At 49.0% G+C, this 17,143-nt stretch carries 14 protein-coding genes; 10 read left to right on the forward strand and 4 right to left on the reverse strand.

Going from position 1 to position 17,143, the window contains the following annotated elements:
• Positions 1-326: 326 nt before the first annotated feature.
• Both Q0117_RS05585 and Q0117_RS05590 read right to left on the reverse strand, forming a co-directional pair.
• Positions 327-1,097, reverse strand: coding sequence for an ATP-binding cassette domain-containing protein (locus Q0117_RS05585; protein WP_297923579.1), 771 nt, complete (start codon positions 1,095-1,097; stop codon positions 327-329).
• A complete protein-coding gene (locus Q0117_RS05590; RefSeq protein ID WP_297923581.1) occupies positions 1,094-2,197 on the reverse strand; it encodes an ABC transporter permease in 1,104 nt (367 codons plus the stop codon). Before Q0117_RS05590 ends, Q0117_RS05585 begins: the two co-directional genes overlap by 4 nt.
• Before the next feature lie 80 nt (positions 2,198-2,277).
• On the opposite strand from Q0117_RS05590, the gene murJ reads away from it, so the two are divergent.
• The 3 genes from murJ (at position 2,278) to Q0117_RS05605 (ending at position 7,903) form a co-directional block, all read left to right on the forward strand.
• The gene (gene murJ / locus Q0117_RS05595; RefSeq protein WP_297923583.1) at positions 2,278-3,675 is read left to right on the forward strand and encodes a murein biosynthesis integral membrane protein MurJ; all 1,398 of its coding nucleotides are present in this window, start codon (positions 2,278-2,280) and stop codon (positions 3,673-3,675) included.
• Complete coding sequence (gene cysS / locus Q0117_RS05600; RefSeq protein WP_297923585.1) at positions 3,662-5,155, forward strand: cysteine--tRNA ligase; 1,494 nt, start codon at positions 3,662-3,664, stop codon at positions 5,153-5,155. Before murJ ends, cysS begins: the two co-directional genes overlap by 14 nt.
• Positions 5,156-6,181: 1,026 nt before the next feature.
• Positions 6,182-7,903, forward strand: coding sequence for an ABC transporter ATP-binding protein (locus Q0117_RS05605; protein ID WP_297923586.1), 1,722 nt, complete (start codon positions 6,182-6,184; stop codon positions 7,901-7,903).
• Between the two features lie 4 nt (positions 7,904-7,907).
• Here the strand turns inward: Q0117_RS05605 and Q0117_RS05610 are convergent, their stop codons facing one another.
• Positions 7,908-8,060 carry a hypothetical protein gene (locus Q0117_RS05610; RefSeq protein ID WP_297923588.1) on the reverse strand — a complete coding sequence of 51 codons (153 nt, stop codon included), beginning with the start codon at positions 8,058-8,060 and terminating at the stop codon, positions 7,908-7,910.
• Positions 8,061-8,411: 351 nt separating this feature from the next.
• On the opposite strand from Q0117_RS05610, the gene Q0117_RS05615 reads away from it, so the two are divergent.
• Positions 8,412-9,563: an MFS transporter gene (locus Q0117_RS05615; RefSeq protein WP_297923590.1), complete on the forward strand. Its 1,152-nt coding sequence runs from the start codon at positions 8,412-8,414 to the stop codon at positions 9,561-9,563.
• Between the two features lie 10 nt (positions 9,564-9,573).
• On the opposite strand, the gene Q0117_RS05620 is transcribed toward Q0117_RS05615, so the two are convergent.
• A complete protein-coding gene (locus Q0117_RS05620; protein WP_297923592.1) occupies positions 9,574-10,764 on the reverse strand; it encodes an MFS transporter in 1,191 nt (396 codons plus the stop codon).
• Between the two features lie 118 nt (positions 10,765-10,882).
• Between Q0117_RS05620 and Q0117_RS05625 the strand changes: the two genes are divergently transcribed.
• The 6 genes from Q0117_RS05625 to Q0117_RS05650 all read left to right on the forward strand — a co-directional run bounded on the left by Q0117_RS05625 (position 10,883) and on the right by Q0117_RS05650 (position 15,947).
• Positions 10,883-11,803 (forward strand): stomatin-like protein, encoded by a 921-nt coding sequence (locus Q0117_RS05625; protein WP_297923594.1) that lies wholly within the window; start codon positions 10,883-10,885, stop codon positions 11,801-11,803.
• Positions 11,800-12,384 (forward strand): NfeD family protein, encoded by a 585-nt coding sequence (locus Q0117_RS05630; protein ID WP_297923596.1) that lies wholly within the window; start codon positions 11,800-11,802, stop codon positions 12,382-12,384. Before Q0117_RS05625 ends, Q0117_RS05630 begins: the two co-directional genes overlap by 4 nt.
• The gene (locus Q0117_RS05635) at positions 12,374-12,724 is read left to right on the forward strand and encodes a nucleotidyltransferase domain-containing protein (RefSeq protein ID WP_297923598.1); all 351 of its coding nucleotides are present in this window, start codon (positions 12,374-12,376) and stop codon (positions 12,722-12,724) included. Before Q0117_RS05630 ends, Q0117_RS05635 begins: the two co-directional genes overlap by 11 nt.
• Positions 12,717-13,091, forward strand: coding sequence for a 2-isopropylmalate synthase (locus Q0117_RS05640; RefSeq protein WP_297923600.1), 375 nt, complete (start codon positions 12,717-12,719; stop codon positions 13,089-13,091). The genes Q0117_RS05635 and Q0117_RS05640 overlap by 8 nt, the downstream gene beginning before the upstream one ends.
• 2 nt (positions 13,092-13,093) lie before the next feature.
• Positions 13,094-14,143, forward strand: coding sequence for a dehypoxanthine futalosine cyclase (locus Q0117_RS05645; RefSeq protein ID WP_297923602.1), 1,050 nt, complete (start codon positions 13,094-13,096; stop codon positions 14,141-14,143).
• A gap of 544 nt (positions 14,144-14,687) precedes the next feature.
• On the forward strand, positions 14,688-15,947 hold the full coding sequence (locus Q0117_RS05650; protein ID WP_297923604.1) for a pitrilysin family protein: 1,260 nt from the start codon (positions 14,688-14,690) through the stop codon (positions 15,945-15,947).
• Positions 15,948-17,143: the final 1,196 nt, after the last annotated feature.

The raw sequence follows: 17,143 nt of genomic DNA on the forward strand, positions 1-17,143 counted from the left end.
ATTTTGAAATTTCAAAATATCGCCGCGCCGTATTTTAGCGTAAAATTTTACCGCCCCGGTTTAATTTAGCACCGCTTGCTCGTTTAAATTTTAAAATTTAAATGCGCTATCCCGCAAATGCGCCCTTAAATACGACCCGCCTAAATTTTAAAATTTCGATTGAGCCGCTAAGGTCCAAATTTTAAAAATTTAAGCCCTGCGGAGCCCGGAATTCCTCGCTAGGTTTAAAATTTAAAATTCTTCCGCTGCTATTTTAAAATTTCAGCTTGCACCTATTTAAATTTTACCCGCCGCGATGCGTATTTCGGCTCGCTAAATTTCAAAGCTTAATCCCTTTGCCGCATCTTAAATAGCTCTTCAAGCGGGTTATTCTTTAAGCTTGAAATCTCCTCGATGCTTCCTTCAAAGGCAATTTTTTGATTATCCACGATCAAAAACCGATCCAAAATGTCAAAGATACTGTCCACGTCGTGCGTCACCATCACGACCGTGACGCCGAGGCTGTCTCTAAGCTCGCAAACAAGTCTATCAAGGGCTCTGGCGCTGAGCGGATCGAGCCCCGAGTTTGGCTCGTCTAAAAATAAAATTTCAGGGCTGAGAGCGAGCGCGCGAGCCAGTGCCACGCGCTTTTTCATACCGCCGCTAAGCTCGTTTGGGCTAAGCGCGGCAGCCTCCTTCTTAAGCCCCACCTTCTGGATCCAAAACATCGATAGCTCATCTATCTCGCGCTCGCTAAATTTAGAGTATTCGTGAAGCAGCACGCCTACGTTTTCGAGCACGCTCATTGAGCTGTAAAGCGCACCGAACTGAAACATCACGCCGCATTTTAGGCGGATCTCGTTTTGCCCTGCTTCGCTTGCGCGCCAAATATCGCGCCCGAAAATTTTAATTTCGCCGCTTTGCGGACGTTTTAAAAATATGAGGGTTTTCATCAGCGTCGTTTTGCCGCTGCCGCTGCCACCTAAAAAGCCGTAAATTTCGCCCTTTTTGACGCTAAAGCTCACGCTATCGTGCATAACGCGCGATCCGTACGCGGTAGTAACGTCGCGCGCGACGATAATTTTAGCGCTTTCGCCGGATTGCACTTGCTCACTCATAGCCCGATTTCCGAAAACAAAACCGCAAATACCGCGTCAATCGCAATGACCCAAAATATCGCATTTACGACGCTGATCGTGGTGTATTCGCCGATGCTTTGGGTATTTCCTTTAACCTCAAAACCCCGCATGCAGCCGATGATAGCGATGAATGCCCCGAAAAACGGCGCTTTAATCATACCTACTAAAAAATGCCTAAGCTCTACAGAAGCCTTAAATCTATCCAAATAATCGCTAAAGGCTATGTCTAAATACGCGTCACACACAATCATCTGCGCAAGGATACTCACGCCGTCTGCGATAAAAATAACTAGCGGCATGATTAGTACCATTGCGATAATGCGCGGCATCGCAAGAAAATAAAACGGATCAAAGCCCATCGTCCTCATCGCATCGATCTCTTCGGTGATCTTCATCACGCCGATCTGCGCCGTAAAACTCGAAGCCGAGCGACCCGCGATAACGATAGCGGCGATTAGAGGCGCTACTTCACGGAGCGTCAAAGCACCCATTATATCGATGATGTAGATGCTGGCGCCAAATTTAGAAAGCATATCCGAGCCTATGTAAGCAAGCACGATACCGATCAAAAATGCCGTCAGTGAGACTATGAAAAGCGCGTCTATGCCGCTATCTTTGATGAAATTTACGGTTTCTTTGAAGCGGAATTTCATCGGATGAATTACAAAAGCCGCGAGTTTGGAGAAAAACTCGCCCAAAAAGCTTGCAAGGCTTAGCAAGCCTAGAATTCCAAGATGGCAATAAAGTCCGATCTGCGCTAAAAAATTTAGCCTGCGAGATTCGGGTACGTAGCTAAAATCGATCGTTTTATCATCCATAAAGCTTAAAATTTTGGCGGCTTTGCAGCTATCCTCCACAAGGTTAACCCGCTTGCCAGCAAGGGCGTTTTTGATCATCAGCGCCATGAAATAGTCTAAATTTGAAATTTCGCTTAAGCTTAGCTCCAGCTCGTCTAGATTTTTTACCGCCTTTTTTAGTGCAAGTAGCTGGGAGCGCGGGCTTTTGTAGTTCCACTGCCCGCGTATCGATAAGGTATTTTTCCCGCCCGAGCTTTCGAGCGAAAAGGCTAAATTCCGCAAAAATTTCTCTCCAAAATCAAAAAATAGGGGAAATTATAATATAATCAACCTTGGCATTTTATAAAATTTAATGGAGATTTATGCTCAGAGGCTTTTTTACAAATAGCGCAGGCACGCTGGTTTCGCGAGTTTTGGGTTTCGTGCGCGACCTGCTTACTGCATCGGTTTTGGGCGCGGGAATTTACAGCGATCTGTTTTTCGTAGCGTTTAAACTGCCCAATCTTTTCCGCAGGCTCTTCGGCGAGGGGGCCTTTACGCAGGCTTTTTTGCCTAGCTTTACCGCCGCGCGTAAAAAAGGAATTTTTGCCGCAGCAGTGCTTATTAAATTTAGCGTTTTCATCGCGCTTTTAACGGCGCTCGTGCTGCTTGCCGCGCCCGTTTTTACTAAAGTTTTGGCATACGGATTTAGCGCCGAACAGATCGGTCTTGCGGTGCCGTACGTGCGGATAAATTTTTTCTACCTCACATTTATCTTCGTCGTTACGCTCTTTGCCTCGCTGCTTCAGTACCGCGACCACTTCGCTACGACGGCGCTTTCGACCGCGCTTTTAAATTTAGCGATGATCGCGGCGCTTCTGCTGGCTCGCGGCAAGGACGGCGCCACGGCAGTGCTCTATCTTAGCTTCGGCGTCGTAGCGGGAGGGCTTTTGCAGCTTGCGGTGCATGTTTATGCGTTGAAATTTACCGGTATGCTGCGCGTCTTAACGGGCGGCTTTGCGCGACTTGCGCGAGGCGATAAACCGCAGACGCAGGGCTTTTATAAAAATTTTTTCGCGGGCGTGCTCGGTGCGTCGGCGCTTCAGCTAAGCTCGTTTATAGATACCTTTTTTGCGAGCTTCCTTGCTAGCGGCAGTATCAGCTATCTATATTACGCCAACCGCATATTTCAGCTGCCGCTCGCGCTTTTTGCGATCGCGCTTAGCACGGCGATCTTTCCGCGCATGAGCAAATTTGTAAAAGCTCGCGACGACGCGCAAGCTCTGGCGCTCGTGGAGCGCGGATTTTACTTCCTTTTGGCGCTACTCGGGCTCTCTGCGATAGGCGGCGTGATGCTGCGAAACGAGATCACGCAGCTGCTGTTTGAGCGCGGAGAATTTACTCGTCAAAATTCCATCGAATGCGCCGCAGTTCTCGGCGCATATATGGTGGGGCTCGTGCCGTTCGGGCTGTCTAGGATTTTTTCGCACTGGCTGTATGCGAATATGAAGCAGAAGCTAAGCGCGAAAATTTCGATCTGGTGCGTCTTTATAAACGTCGCTTTGTGCGCGCTGTTTTTTAAACCCTTCGGAGCGGTGGGGCTTGCGTTTGCAAGCACGATAACGGGGGCATTTCTGCTCGGCTTTAATCTCTATTTTTTTGGATTTAATAACTTTTTGGCTATAATCCGCGCAAAAAAAATTATTGCGATCGCGGCGCTTTGTGCGGGCGAGGCGGCGATTTTATACATTTTAAAAGGCTTGTATTATGGTAATTTATGATGGTTTGAGTAAAAAGAAGCTCCCGTTTAAGCCTATTAGCGAGGGGTTAGCGCGCATTTACGCCTGCGGCCCGACCGTCTATGACGACGCGCATTTGGGGCACGCAAAGAGCGCCGTGAGCTTCGATCTGCTGCGCCGCGTACTGCAAGCCGAGGGCTATGAAGTTAAATTTGCGCGAAATTTCACCGATATCGACGATAAAATTTTAAAAAAGATGGCGGAAACCGGCAAGAGTCTGGGGGAGATCACGGAGTTTTATACCCGCAGATATTTACAGGATATGAGCGCGCTAAACGTCGCGGACGCGAGCATTTCGCCCAAGGCAACCGAAAATATCGCCGCGATCTGCGAGCTCATATCCTCGCTTCTTCAAAAAGGCTTTGCCTACGAGATCGCCGGTGACGGCATCTACTTCGACACGCGCAAGGACGGGGATTATCTAAGCCTTAGCGGCAAAAAAGAGGGCGCCGGCAAAAACATCGCCCGCGTCGCCTCAAACGATGCTAAGCACGACGAGAAGGACTTCGTGCTGTGGAAATTTGACGAGAATTGGTTTGATAGCCCATTTGGCAAAGGGCGCCCGGGCTGGCACAGCGAGTGCGTCGCGATGATTTTAGCGCACCTTGATAGCGGCGATCCGCAATTTTGCATAGACATTCACGCAGGCGGCGCCGATCTGCTCTTCCCTCATCACGAAAACGAAGCCGCGCAGTGCCGCTGCGCCCACCATAGAGCGCTAAGCAAATACTGGCTTCACAACGGCTTCGTGCAGGTAAATAACGAAAAGATGAGCAAGAGCCTCGGCAACTCCTTTTTTATAGGAGACGCCCTAAAAATCGCACCCGGCGAGGCGCTGAGATTTTATCTTTTAAGCTCGCATTATAGGGCAAATTTTAATTATTCGGTAACCGATCTGCTTGCGAGCAAAAAGAGGCTCGATAAAATTTACCGCCTTAAAAAGCGCGTCCGTGACGTTTTGGCTCCCGCTGCGGGGCAAAATTTAGCTTTGAACGGATCTCAAAATTTAAGCCTGGGCGTGGCGCCGAATTCCAAGCCTAAAAATTCTGCGTCTGAGCTGCCTGCCGTAGAAGCTAAATTTAGATCGGAGATGATGGAGTTTTTAAGCGATGATCTCAACACCTCAGGCGCGCTTGCGGTGCTAGGTAACTTCGTAGCAGGCGCGAACGAAGCGCTCGATCGAGCGCCGAAAGATAAGGCGCTAAAAGTTCAAATCGCCGCAAATTTGGAGTTTGCGAAGCAGACGCTCGGAATTTTATATGAGGATGAGACTGAATACTTTCGCTTCGGCGTGAGCGAGCAGCAAAGGGCGCAGATTGAGGAGCTGATAAAACAGCGCGCGCAGGCGAAGGCGGAAAAGAATTTTGCGAGCGCAGATGCTATCAGAGCGCGTCTTACGGATATGAAAATCGAAGTTATGGATACGCCTGGCGGCACCGTTTGGGAGGTCGCAACGGAATAAAACGTAAAATTTATCGCAAAATTTTACGTTAAATTTTATGATTTTTACGATGCGAAGCGTAAATCAGGATGCTAATCCGCGCGAAAATTTTAGCGCGATTTTTATTTGCGGCATCGCAATACGGCGGCGCGGTTTTGTTCAGTGATACGGTGCAGGAGCGATGCGATGTATAGCACGACGCGGCGGCGAAGGCGCAAGGCGGATCGCAATTTTCATTCGGTGGTGCAGCTGATACGGCGGCGCGATATAGCGCGGTACAGCGGTAGCACTACGGCTTCGTCTGTGCGTAAATTTTAGTGCGATTTTATGGCAATTGGCGATGCAAAGTTGCGATGCAGCGCAGTGAAAGCAGCGCTGCGGCGCACCTGTGCGTAAATTCTAACGCGACTAGGTGCAGTGGAATATGTTGCCGCAACGCGCAAATTTCGGCGCGATTTTTATTCGGCGATATCGTATATAGTGCGCAGCGATGAAAGTCACGATTTCATTTGGCGATACGGCTGATGCAGCGGCAAAACCACAAGGCAGGCTGCGATTTTCATTCGGTAGCGCGGCGGTGCGAAAGAGCAATGCGGCGCGACGATGCGAAGTCGCGATACACGCGGTGTATATTACGATACGGTCTTTGAGCGCTTTATGGTGTCTCAAAGCGTTCAGTGTTTAAAGTGGCTTGCGAAAGAGAAAGATCACTATGAATAAAAATTCGCTTGCTTTAAGCGCTTAGTGCTTTAAAAGCGGCAAATAAAAAAAGCTAAATCTCGGCGTCGCCCGCACGGTCGCCGCATGCGAGCGAGTTGATTTAGTGAGCTTGCGTAGCGCAAATTAGTCCCGTGTCGTAGCGCAAATTTGTGCTGCCTCGCGGCCAAAATTCTAAAATTTTAGAAATTTCGGGGTTGGAAATTCTAAAATTTAAGGAATTTTAGAATTATAAATTTTGGAATTTCAAGAATTTTGAAATTGTAAATTTTGAAATTTCATGAATTTTTGGATTTTAAATTTTAAAAATTTTATAAAAAAGGATAGCATTTGAACGGCTTTAAGACTTTACTATCGCGCTTTAAGCCCTATTTTAGGGATTACAAGCCGCAGTTTGCATTGGCGATTTTGGGTATGGTGATGACGAGCGTGGCAACTGCTGCGAGCGCGAAGCTGGTCGAGCCCGTTTTAAATAAAATTTTCGTCGAAAAAAACGAGCCGTATCTCTACACGCTTCCGATCGCGATCATCGTGGTTTTTGCGATGAAAAGCGGTGGTGCGTTTATGCAAAACTACTTCACAGCCTTCATCGGTCAAGACACGGTGCGCCGCTTCCGCGATAGGCTCGTCGCAAGCCTCGTGCGGCTGGACGTGGATTTTTTCAACCGATTTCGCACGGGCGAACTCATCAGCCGCACGATCAACGACATCGAGCGTATCCGCGTCGTGGTTTCGAATATGATCCCCGATTTTTTCACGCAGATCATTACGATTTTGGGGCTTTTGGGCGTCGTGATCTATCAGAGCCCAAAGCTCTCATTTTTCGCACTCGTAGTCTTTCCGTGCGCGATATATCCGCTCTCGCGCCTTGCTAAGCGGATGAAAAAAATTTCGCGCGAGTCTCAAGAGAAAACCTCCGATATCTCCTCGGCGCTCAGTCAAATTTACTCCAACATCGAAATCGTCAAGGCAAGTAACGCCGAGAGCTTTGAAGTGGAGAAATTTAACGCCGAAAACAAGAAATTTTTCGGTCTAAATTTAAAGGCGGTCGTAACGACGTGCCTGGTAAGCCCGATCATGGAGATGCTAGGCGCCGTGGGCATCGCCGTGGTGATCATCGTCGGAGGACAGGAGGTCATCGCGGGCCAGATGAGCATCGGCGGCTTTTTTAGCTTCCTTACGGCGCTTTTTATGGTCTACACCCCGATAAAAAAGGTCTCATCGCTCTACAACAATATGCAAGACGCCATCGCGGCGAGCGAGCGGACGTTTGAGCTCATAGACTTGGAGCCTACGATCGTCGGAGGCGGCAAGCAGATGGGCGAGATAGGCTCGGTGAGCTTTTGCGACGTGTCGCTAAACTACGGCGACAAGGCGGCGCTAAAAGATATAAGCTTCAGCGTCAAAAAGGGCGAAATTTTAGCGCTCGTCGGAAACAGCGGCGGCGGCAAAAGCTCGGTCGTGAACCTACTGATGCGCTTTTACGATGCGAGCAGCGGTAAAATTTTATTCAACAGCAACGACGAGATCGGCGAGTTTAGCATCCCTAGCCTGCGCGAAAATATCGGTCTCGTAAGTCAGCGCGTCTATATTTTCAACGACACGATCGCACAAAACGTAAGCTACGGCGCGGAATTTAACGAGCAGCGCGTCATAGAAGCACTAAAGCTCGCCAACGCCTATGAGTTCGTAAGCTCGATGAAGGATGGAATTTACACCGTGCTTAGCGAGTTCGGCGCAAATCTTAGCGGCGGGCAGCGCCAGCGTATCGCCATCGCGCGCGCGCTGTATAAGGACCCGCAAATTTTAATATTCGACGAGGCGACTTCGGCGCTGGATAACGCAAGCGAAAAGGAGATCTCAAACGTCATCGAAAAGATCAAACAAAGCAAAATCGTCTTTGTAATCGCTCACCGCCTCTCCACGATCGAGCGCGCCGATAATATCGCCGTGATGAAAAACGGCCGCATCCTCGCTATCGGCACCGACGCGAAGCTGACGGCCGAATGCGAGGAGTATCGCAGCCTAAAGGGGATCATGCAAAACGACTAGAGCTTTAAAATTTTGCCCCTTTTACGCCCCGGTTTTGCTCTATGAAATTTTGAAATTTTAGCTTTGAAGTAAGCCACATAAGTTTATCCGCAAAGATTGAAATTTTGCCTTGAAATTTAGCCGCGCGGATCGCTGCTTCGGCTGCAGGGCTTTTCAATAAAACTCGTCTCTTTGATGCTACGAGGCACGACTACTAGAGCTTTAACGCTTGGAATAAAATTTATCTTAAATTTTTAGCGCTTCATTGCAGGCTGCCTCTAAATTTAAAGGCTCGCGCCGTTTTAAAACCGCTGCGGTAAAATTTTATCGCACGCTGGGCTTTTCGGCGTCACCTGCACCTGATCTTGGGCATCTGCGATAAAATTTTGGCTTTATTTTCCTTTATAAATTTTCGCATCTTTTTAAAATCTCTATCCGAATCAAAATTTTTCAAATATTTTTATATAAAAACCGAGCTTTAATCAATAAAAGGCTACAATACGCCAAATTTAATTCCAAGGGAAAGTCATTGTTTGAATCTATGCGCGCGGCACGCTCGCTAAGCCCCCTATTTCTGGGGATTTTCTTTATGTTTATCGGCGACGCGCTAGTCATCGCAAGCGCGGGCATCATGCTAAAAGAATTCGGCCACAGCGAGCTTGAGATCGGAGCGATTTCTGCATTTTTCTTTTTAGGTGCGATCTTTAGCGGCTTTTTCGTGCCTTCGATAATCGGCGCGCTCTCATACGTGCGGGCATACGCGGTCTTTACGGCGCTTTTCGGAATTGCTGCAATGCTGCACGATCTAGGCTCAAACCTCGTGTATTGGGCGATTTTGCGCTTCATTTTGGGCTTTTGTTATTACGCGCTTTTGATGATAATCGAAAGCTGGATAAACTCAAAGATCACAAACTCCATCCGCTCCCGCGTGCTGGCGATCTACGAAGCGGTTTTTTACGGCGCGTTTGCGATAGGAGTTATAATTTTAGCGCTAAATTTCGGAACGATGAAAGTTTTCGTGCTAAGCGCATTTTTTATCATCCTAGCGCTGCTGCCGGTAAATTTAATCCGCTTCAACCCTCCTAGAGTTCCCGCTCGCATGCGCATCTCGATGCCGCAAATTTCGATCGTGCCGCCGCTTGCGTTTGCGACGGTGGTTTGCGCGGGCATTTTGATTAACGGCTTTTTTTCGATGGCGAGCGTTTTCGTGCTAAGCGCAGGGCTTGGAGTGGGCTCAGTGGGCGCATTTATGGGATCGGCGATGGCAGGAGGCTTCTTAGCGCAGCTCGTCTGCGGCACTATTTCAGATAAGTTTGGTCGCAAACGCGCCATAATGATAGTTTGCGTCGTGGGTCTTACTTCCTGCGCGGCGCTATTTTTTGCCAAAAGCTTCATCCTAACGTGCGCACTTGCGCTGATGTTGGGATTTGGCGCCTTTCCTTTGTATTCGCTTGCCATAGCGCGCGCAAACGACTCCATCACCGGCGAGGGCGCATCTCGCGTGCAAATTTCAGCGGCAATGCTTTTTATCTATTCGAGCGCGTCGCTCTGTTCGCCTTTGATAATCGGCGCGATGATGAAATTTTTGGGCGCAAACGGCTTTATCTGGGTGTTTTTCGCGGCGATGAGCTTTTTATTTATATTTGCTATTTTTCGTCCCGAGATCGCGCCGAAAAGATAGCTTTAAAATTTTAAATTTTTTCGTAGATCAAAAATTTATAATAAAATGCCGCGATTGCGAACATAAAGCCCATGCCGAAGGTGATTTGCGAAAGCGAAAATCCAAGCTCGAAAAAAAATCCGATCGCAGCCGACACGAGCGTCGCGACGATGAAATACGCCATGTCGTTGTAGGCGATAACGCGCCCGAAAAACTCCCTGTCGACGTGGCTTTGCAGCTGCGTAAAAGAATACGACCACACCGTCGTGATGAAAAATCCCGCCGCGATCATGCCCGCAAACGAAAGCCAGTAGTTAAACTCCAGCACCGCCCACAGCGCGATGCCCGCAAACTGCCCCAGCAATAGCCAAAAAAACGTATGTTTATTCACGATCTTGCTTAGCCATATCTGTCCGAAAAACGCAGCCGCCGAGCGCGACATATTCATAAGCCCGATGACTAGAGATGCGCTTAAAATCTCTTTGTAGCGGTATTTCGCAAGAAGCGCGATGAGATTGTCGTAGGTGGTGACGGCGACGAAGGCGTGAAGGACGATGAGATGCACCACCAAAGGGTGCGAGCGCAGGTAGGAAAAGCCCTCCTTTAGCATCTTAAGCACGGGCCCCGGCGCGTTTCTTGCGAGGTCTTTAAAATTTAGCCGCAGCAGGATAAAAAACGAAAAAACGTATAAACAAAAATCCAAAATAAAAGCCGCTCGCACGCCGAAATAGTGGATAAAAATACCCGCGCTCGCCATACCGAAAGTATATGTGATCGTCCAGATAATGCCCGTCATCTCGTTAGCAAGCTTGAGATAGGGGCGGCTTAGAAATTTCGGCAGCGTAGATGATTCGGTTTGAAAAAACAGCGTGCCTGCGACGCTTCGCACGACCACGATCAGAAGCAGCAGCCACAGATAATCCAAACTATCGATAAAAATCAGCATGAAAATACTGATCATCTCGGTTATGAACATCGCTGTCATCAGCGGCTTTGGTTGAAATTTATCCACGATGATGCCGTTAATGGGCGCTAAAAAAACGTTCGGTACAAACGAAACGACGCCCACCGCCGTAATCGCCCACACCGGCGCGCCAAGCCCAATGAGCAGCGTAGCAACCCCGACGACCGAAAACCACAAGCCGAACATACATATAAAACCCGCCGAAAAGAGCAGTCGGTAGTTGCGCGAATGGCGAAGCAACACGATGTATCTGATCATAAAATTTTATTCCGTAAATTTAATATAAAAAATCTAGCGAAATTGTATCACGGCGCGCCTTAAAAGCCAAAATAAGCTAAAAATGCTATAATTGCGAAATTTTAATTCAGGAGTGAAAATGGAAGGGTTCGTAACTACGGTAATAGTATTTTGCGTCCTCATCGCGGCAATTCTAAAGATGGGGGTCAAGATCGTCTCACAATCCGAAATTCTGATCATCGAGCGGCTGGGTCGCTTTCATAAGGTGCTTGACGGCGGCTTTCACATCATCGTGCCGTTTTTTGACGCGGTGCGCGCGAAGATGAGCGTGCGCGAGCAGCTGGTGGACATCAACAAGCAGCAGGTCATCACCAAAGATAACGTCAACATAAGCGTGGATGGTATCGTGTTTTTGAAGGTTATCGACGGCAAGATGGCGCTTTACAACGTCGAGGATTATCGCCGCGCGATTTCAAATTTAGCGATGACAACGCTACGTAGCGCGATCGGCGAGATGAGCTTAGACAACACGCTTAGCTCGCGCGATCAGCTAAATTCCAAGCTACAAATCGCTCTGGGCGACGCCGCGGATAACTGGGGCGTAAAGATCATGCGCGTGGAGATTTCCGAAATTTCGGTACCGCACGGCATCGAAGAGGCGATGAATATGCAGATGAAAGCCGAGCGTGAAAAGCGCGCGATTGAGCTTAAAGCCGAGGCCGAAAAAGCAGCTCTCATCCGAAACGCCGAAGCGCTAAAGCAGGAGAAGGTGCTCGAAGCCGAGGCGATCGAGCGCATGGCGGATGCGAAAAAATATGAGCAGATCGCGCTCGCGCAAGGTCAAAAAGACGCGATGGACAGTATAAATTTAGCGATGAGCGCTTCCAGCTTTGCGGCGGAATACCTGCTCGCGCAGGGTCGCGTAAACGCTTTCAGCGAGCTGTCCAAAAACACGAGCAAGGATAAAATTTTGATCCCTTACGAAACGAGCGAACTTCTAGGCTCTCTTAGCGTACTTAAAGAATTCCTCGGCAAAAACGGCGCGAAGGATACTAAATGAACGCGCTGATTTTTATCATAATCGGCGTGATTTTGGCGATCGTCGAGCTTTTGGTGATGGATTTTACCTTTATATTTTTCAGCGCCGGATTTTTCATCACGGGGCTTTTGAGCTTCGGCTTTCATCTTGATTGGGACGTGCAAATTCTGCTTTCGTTCGTGCTTTCGTTCGTGCTTCTGATCGCGCTTAAAAGGCCGCTAAAGTCGCGCTTTTTCAAACCTGAAGAGAAACACGAGGATAACTTTTTAGACGAAAGCGGCACCGGCACCGTCAAAAACGGCATGGTATATTTCAAAGGTACGTTTTGGAAAAGCGATGAAATTTCGGATCTTAACGAGGGCGACCGCGTCGAAATTTTAGGCGTAAAAAACGGCCAGATCGTGATTAAAAAAGATAGCAGTCGAAATTCTAGCGGCGCAGACGGCGTAAATTTAAATAACGGCGACGCAAATTTAAGCGGTGCCGACAGCACGAGTACCGACGATAAAAATTCTAATGCCGCCGCGAGCAAAGACGCGCGAAGCTCTGGCGCTAAAGAAGAAGCGCCCGTAGACCCGAAAGAGGCGCAGAGTGATCGCTAAAACCGCACCGAAAAAAACGATCAACAGCAAAGATGAAATTTTAAAATTTTTATCGTCACAGAAAAAGAGGCTTTTTGCGGTTGGCGTTACCGAGCTAGGGCTTTTCGGCAGCTACGCCAAGGGTAGCGCCGACGCGTTTTCAGACATCGATATCGCGATCGAAACCGACGGGGCAAAAATGGTAAAAAATCTAGGAAACCCTTTTTCGGCGCTGGTTTTTTTAGACGATTTTAAAAAAAAGCTATCCAGTAAATTTAATGCAAATGTCGATCTGTGCGATACTACCTCTTTAAGTAGCGAAGAAAAAGCAAAGCTTTTGCAAGGAGCGATTTATGTTTGAAAAATCAAGCGTAGAGCGGTTAAAAAAGATATCTGATAAAATTTCATCCATCCTAAATAAATGCAAGGGCGGCGTAGCCCAGGCTCTTGCAGATGAGGACGTTTTGCAGCCTGCAATAATGATGCAGTTCATAAATATCCACGCCCTGCTAAAGGGGCTACAAGAAAGCAACGATTTGCAGGCTTTGGCGATCTTTAGTAAAGATGAAATAAGAGCTATCAACGCCACTAGAAATAACGCTTCGCACGAATACGAACGGCTAAATTTTGAGCTGATAGAGATAGCTATCAAGGACTATCTGCCGACGCTAAATCAAAAAATCATTGATGCATTAAAGCCGTATCGCAAAGGCAAACCGGAAGGATAAATTTGAAAAGACTAAGTATAGACGAAGCTCTAAATTTAATAGAACACGCCGATCTGAATGAGCTTGGGCGCGCGGCGTTTGCGCGCAAGCGCGAGCTGCACCCGGATCGCGTCACAACCTTCATCATCGATCGAAACATAAACTACACCAACGCCTGCATGATAGATTGCAAATTTTGCGCATTTTACCGCCACGCAAGCGACGCGGATGCCTACGTGCTGAGCTTTGAGCAGATTAGCGAAAAGATCGAGGAGCTCATCGCCGTGGGCGGCACGCAAATTTTATTTCAAGGCGGCGTCCATCCGAAGCTGAAAATCGAATGGTACGAGGATCTGGTGGAGTTCATCCGCAAAAATTACCCCAGCATCACGATCCACGGCTTCTCGGCGATCGAAATCGATTATATCGCGCGCCTTAGCGGCATTAGCACGCTTGAAGTGCTTCGCAGGCTGCAAGCCAAGGGGCTTTACTCAATGCCCGGAGCCGGAGCCGAAATTTTAAGCGACCGTGTGCGAGAGCTAGTAGCGCCGCGCAAAAGCGACAGCGCCACGTGGCTTAGAGTGCACGAGGAGGCGCACGGCATCGGCATGAAAACGACTGCCACGATGATGTTCGGCACGCTGGAAAGCACGCGCGAGATCGTAGAGCACTGGGATAAAATCCGCGAGCTGCAAGACCGCACGGGCGGCTTTCGAGCGTTCATTTTATGGAGCTTTCAGGGGCAGAACACCCGCCTTTTGCGCGAGCATCCCAAGATCAAAAAGCAAAGCCCGAACCGCTACCTGCGCCTGCTCGCCGTCTCGCGGCTATTTTTGGATAATTTCAAAAACATCCAAAGCAGCTGGGTCACGCAGGGCAGCTACATCGGGCAGCTGGCGCTGAAATTCGGCGCGAACGATCTTGGAAGCACAATGATGGAGGAAAACGTCGTAAAGGCGGCGGGCGCGAGCTTTCGGATGAGCAAGGACGAGATGATAGCGCTGATCCGCGACGTAGGCGAAATACCCGCCAAGCGCAACACCAACTACGATATTTTGAAGACGTACGCTTAGGCGCGGACTTTTGCGCGTTTGCGGCAGAAATTTATGCGCTTTTACGGCTCGAATTTAGCGGCAAATTTGGATTAAAACAGATGGCGAATTTTTTGCGATCGCGAGCGTGGAATTTTGCCGCGAGTTTTAAAATTTTGATATCGGTACGGAGGTTAAATTTACAGGCTCAAGCGGAATTTGCGCGGTAAAATTTCATTTCGCTGCGGAATTTCGCCTTAGAATTTTTTGGACGCGAAATTCCACGCCGCAAGATCAATGCGGCGGAAACGGCGCGTGAGATACATTTCGTTTAAAACGCTCGCCCTATTTGAGCGCGGATATATTTCGTCTCTTACTGTGAATACGGCGCGGCGCGGTGTTTCGGGCGCTGAAATTTTACAAAAATGCGGCGCGATTAAATTTAAGTAGGACGGGCAAAACTGCCTTGGCGCGAAATTTTAAAAACAAGCCCTGGCGCAAATTTAAAAAGCGGCTTGGCTGCGTCAAAATTTTAAAACCGCGCCTGAAAGAACGATGAAATTTAAAAATTTTATAAAGGAAAACGATGGAAAAAAAAGAGATTTCACTTAAGATTAAAGGCGGCAAAAGCGCTAAAATCGACTTTTTGTATCAGTTCGACGATTCGCTACCGGTGGCGAGCTTCAAGCTAATTTTTAAAGCAAGCGGCGCGGTGAGCGAGAAGATAGCGGGGCTTGCGCGCATCTGCGCGGGCGTTTTGGGCGAGGGCTCAAAGACGCTAGGAGTGAGCGAATTTCACCGCAAGCTCGATATCCGCGCGGTCGAGATCAGCGCCGCGAGCAATTTTGAAACCTTCGGCATCCAGCTAAACTGCCTAAAAGAGCACTTTGATTTCGGCCTAGACATGCTGCGAGAGCTGCTTAGCAAGCCCAATCTAACGCCCTCGGTGCTGGAAAAGCTAAAAATGCAAACCATAGGCGAGATCGCCGTGCTAAAAAGCGAGTTCGATTACATCGCGACGTGCAACCTCAAAGCGCTTCTGTATCCGCGCACGAGGCTCGCTCAGCCGCTCATAGGCGATGAGGCGAGCATAGAGCGGATCACGATGAAGGATGTGCGGGAGTTTTTCTCCTCGCTGAGTTTAGAGAATTTATACGTCGTTTTATGCGGCGACGTGAGCGATAAAAACCCGAAAATCGCGGAAATTCTAAGCCTCTTTGCAAGCGGAGAAAAGCGCGAGCTGCCGTTTTTCACGCCGAGCGATGCGAAAAAAATAAAGGTCCAAAAAGAGCAGACGCAGCAGGCCTACATCTACTTCGGCGCGCCCTTTGCGCTGCCAAAGGAGCAGGAGTTCATCGCAAACACCGCGCTTTTCGTGCTCGGAAGCAGCGGTTTCGGCAGCAGGCTGATGGAGCGCATCCGCGTCAAACACGGCCTTGCGTATTCGGTCTATGCGCGCGGTGATTTCGAGCTTAGCCGCCGCGAGTTTTGGGGCTATCTGCAGACCAAAAACGAAAATTTACAAAACGCCGCCGCGCTCGTAAAAGAGGAGATCGCGAAATTTATCGCATCTGGCGTGAGCGAAGCGGAGTTGAAAAGCGCAAAAAAATTCCTAATCGGCAGCGCCGTGCTGCAAAAAGAGACGATGTTTAAGCGCGCAGCGATCGCGCAGAGCGAGTATTACAAGGGCTACGCATTCGGCGAGTTCGAGCGAAATTTGAAGCGCATCGAGACGCTAAAACTTGGAGCGCTCAACGATTTCATCAAGTCGCACGATGAGATCATGAACCTAAGCTTTTCCGTAATTTGCGACGAGGCCGCCGCGAAAAAGGGGCTTAAAATTTAGTCCGTCGCGGCACAGCGAGTGCATACCTGCGACCGGCCTAAAATTTGGGTAAATTTTAAAATTTGTAAAGCGGCGCGGATAATATTAAGGCGCGAACGGCGTTAAATTTTGTTTTTGCGCTCCGCCAGCGGGCGGCGCTAAATTTACTTTTTCGCTCCGTTTACGGACAGCTTGTATGTTTAATTAAAAACCGCGCTTGCGTCGCGCCAAAACTTGCAAGGTTTTGCAAAAGCCGCTAAAATTTGCGAGCCTTATAAGGGCGGCTAAATTTAAAGGCGCCGTGTGCGACTCGGTAAAATTTCAGCGCGCAAAATCAAAGCCCGATTTCGCACGCCGCTTACAAGCCGCGCCGTGAAATTTAAGACGCGCGCTCGGCTAAAGCTCGGCCTCGCGTATGTCGTTTTCCAGCCGCGCCGTGAAATTTAAAAAGGCGCGCGGTGATGGCTGCCGTAATTGAATTTTTGCAGTTCGCAAATCGCGCTGCGAAAATTAAAGTCGCGACTTGGGCTTTCACGAGCGGCGCCAAGTCCATGTTTGCAAATCGCGCCGTGAAATTTCAAGCGATCGCGCCCTGTTTAAAACCCGGTGCACGCCGCAAAGGCGCGGCCTTCAAACAAAACACGCGCAGAGGTAAAATTTACAGGCGCAGTCGGCGAGCAAATTTGGCGAAATTTCGGCCAAATTAAGCAAGCGTTCGATGCGGCGCGTAAAATTTCGATCAAATTTAGGCGGGCGATTTCGCTTCGACACGTAAAATTTCGTAGCGCGAGGGCTTAACGCCGATCAAATTTAAAGGATGAAAATTGATTTTTGAAGCAAAAGACGCGGCGGCACTGCAAAAGGCGGGCATCACGACGCTTTTGGATCTGGCGCTGCTTCTACCCAAAAGCTTCGACGATCTAAGCGTGGGGGATGCGCCGTGCGCGGGCGAGAGCACGGCGGAGGTCGAGTGCCTCTTCCAGCACAGGCGCGGCTCGATGCTCATCGTCACGGCGCACTGCCTCAGCTGGGAGCGCGAGATCAAAATCGTGATCTTCAACGCCAAAAACTGGCACTTCGGCGCTTTTAAGCGCGGCAAAAAATTTTTCATCCACGGCAAATGCGACGAAAGCTTCGGCTCGTGGCAGTTCGTAAATCCAAAAATCGTAAGCGAGCCGGGCAGGATCGCGCCCAAATACAAAACCGCGCTGAGCGAC

This window comes from uncultured Campylobacter sp., from assembly GCF_937997535.1.
GTDB lineage: Bacteria > Campylobacterota > Campylobacteria > Campylobacterales > Campylobacteraceae > Campylobacter_B.